3 protein-coding genes are annotated in these 2,495 nt (G+C 34.1%); all 3 read right to left on the bottom strand.

The features are described 5' to 3' along the window. Positions 1-36 precede the first annotated feature (36 nt). Genes BALCAV_RS20675 through istA form a run of 3 tightly spaced genes read right to left on the bottom strand, consistent with a single transcriptional unit; the run spans position 37 to position 2,402 of the window. Positions 37-351, bottom strand: coding sequence for a hypothetical protein (locus BALCAV_RS20675; protein ID WP_003321324.1), 315 nt, complete (start codon positions 349-351; stop codon positions 37-39). Between the two features lies 1 nt (position 352). Next, positions 353-1,120 (bottom strand): IS21-like element helper ATPase IstB, encoded by a 768-nt coding sequence (gene istB, locus BALCAV_RS20670; protein ID WP_003321325.1) that lies wholly within the window; start codon positions 1,118-1,120, stop codon positions 353-355. Then, entirely contained in the window at positions 1,113-2,402 is a 1,290-nt protein-coding gene (istA, locus tag BALCAV_RS20665) for an IS21 family transposase (protein WP_003321326.1), read from the bottom strand. The genes istB and istA overlap by 8 nt, the downstream gene beginning before the upstream one ends. Between the last annotated feature and the right edge of the window lie 93 nt (positions 2,403-2,495).

Here is a 2,495-nt window from a genome sequence, read left to right as displayed (position 1 = left end):
CTACTAACTTTATTGCTGGGGGAGGGTTGTCATAGATTAAAATGGAGCTATTCCTAGTTTATCTTCAAGAGTTCCTTTCTCTTTTTTCAGCGTGGATATTTCATTTCTTAAGTCTTTTATTTCATCTAATAATCTTGCGATTTTTGTTTGATCATCAATGCCTTCTTCATATGCCGTGCCTTTCCATCTACACCACTCATTAAATTCATATAGATCATCCTCACATACTGGTGATTCAAAAGCTCTTGTGTTTGAAGTAGCTTCTAACCATTCTTCAATTAGCTTCTCATCAATTTTGATCCCATATGAACGAAAGAACTGTATTATTTTTTCTAGTCTAGATGCACTCATATTATCTGTCTCCTTGTTTGTTGGTCTCTCTTTTAAAATGATCTTTTAAGCGGTATGAATCACCAATAATATTTACCACCGTTGCGTGGTGGAGAACACGGTCTAAAATGGCATTGGCGATTTTGGTATCCTGAAAGATGTCTCCCCATGTTTTAAAGCTAGCGTTTGTTGTTAAAATGGTACTTTTCTGCTCATATCTCAAGTCAATTAGCTGAAAAAATAATTTTGCATCTTCTGCGTCGATAGGCAGGTACCCAATTTCATCGATAATAAGCAGTTTGTATTTTGCATAATGTTCTAATCTATTTTCTAATCGGTTTTCAAGCTTCGCTTTTCTTAAATTCATAATCAATTCATTACACTTAATAAAGTACGTACTTGTTCTTTTCTTGGCGGCTGCTATCCCTATAGAGGTTGCCAAATGCGTTTTACCAACTCCACTTGTCCCTAAAAATACAATATTCTCTTTTTGTTCAATGAACCGTAAGGTAGTAAAATCTAATATCTGTTGTTTGTTAATCGTTGGCTGGAAATTAAAGTCAAAATCCTTTACTTCCTTTAGGTGCGGAAAAGCTGCAACCTTTACCATTGATTTGACCATATTTATTTCTTTCATATCAATTTCATAATCTGTAAGTTTTATTAACGTATCCGTAAACGACAATTGGTTATTTGTCATAAAATCAATCGTATCATCCAGATGTACCAGCATCTGTTTTAACTTTAAATACTCTAAATTTTCTACAAGCTTGTTATAACTACTATTCATTTTTATACACCTCGTTAATTGCTTCTAAATTTTTTCTAGCCAAATCTTCTATGTTAGTGGAAGACGGCAGCCCTCTAGCCAAAGTCTCTATATAATGTTCAGGCTTGTAATTAATCTTCGATTGACTAATAGGGTGTTTGACAACTAACTCCGTGTTATAATAAATATAGATATGGTTATCGTATACTTGTAAACTAAGAGTTTTCCCGATGTATCCAGGTGGGACTGAATACTGGTTGGATTTGAAAGGAACCATATTTGATGGATTTACTTTCACTTGTATACGATCAATTTTATAAAAATCTCTTATTCGTTCATTTGGTAATGGGGATAAGAGGTTTTTTTCTTTTTGTAGTGCTAGTATTGGTATTTTTCCTGTCCCCTGATGGTAACTATGATTGATACGATCACACAGTTTCTGTACAAACTGATGGAGTTCCTCATAATCAAACTTTCCTTGATAGGCATGAATCTCATCGAGTAGTTTCATCGGAGCCTCTACCTTGGCTTTTGTCCTTGGTCTACCAGCAATACAAGGCTTCACTTCAAAACCCATGTCTTTACTAAATTGATAAAAACGCTCATTTACTGTTCCTTTTTGGTATTCTGTTCTAGGCTCGTCCATTACAGTTTTCATATTGTCTGTTAGGATCATTTTAGGTACTCCCTCAAATGCCTCAAAACTTTCCGTAAGGAATGAAAATAATAAACTTTGAGATTTAGAGATAGCTAGGTGAAAGGTCCGAAATCTTGAATGAGCCAGTAAGAGTACGCAAACATTTACATATAGGATCTCACCATCCTTGGTGATGTATCGAATATTTTCTTTCCAATCCAATTGTGCTTGTTCAGCTGGTGGTGTTTCAAAACGTATGACTTCACTGTTTGAACTCTTACGTTTTCCCGAATCAAAATAACTTTGAAATTCCACTTTACTTGATATGTACCTTCGGAAACTAGATTGGGCACAATCTAGCCCATGATTATCCTTTAAATATTGCCATAATACTCGTTTGTAATAAAAAACCTGCTTTGACTCTTCTGATAACAGGAGCTTAATGACTTCGTAAAAGTCATCAAGTTTTGATGACCGTTCCCTAGTACTTTTCTGTTCATAACCATTTAAGTATTTATCAATTGTCCTCCGATCAACGCCCATATCCCGAGCCAATTTACTCTTATTGATTTTCATTTTTAAACTCTCCATCAACATTTTTAATTTAGGTAAATCTAAAAGACTAGTAATTTCAATAGCTGTATTTATATTTATCTGCATATGCATAATATCCACCTCAAGAATATTATGCAGCTATATTGTCGAATCTGTACATACTTAAACGATCACTTATGTACATTCTTAATTTAGCATTTGTAA

The organism is Alkalihalobacillus alcalophilus ATCC 27647 = CGMCC 1.3604 (assembly GCF_000292245.2).
GTDB lineage: Bacteria > Bacillota > Bacilli > Bacillales > Bacillaceae_D > Alkalihalobacillus > Alkalihalobacillus alcalophilus.
The sequence above is the reverse complement of the archived record's forward strand: the minus strand, read 5'-3'. Positions and strand labels throughout refer to the sequence as shown.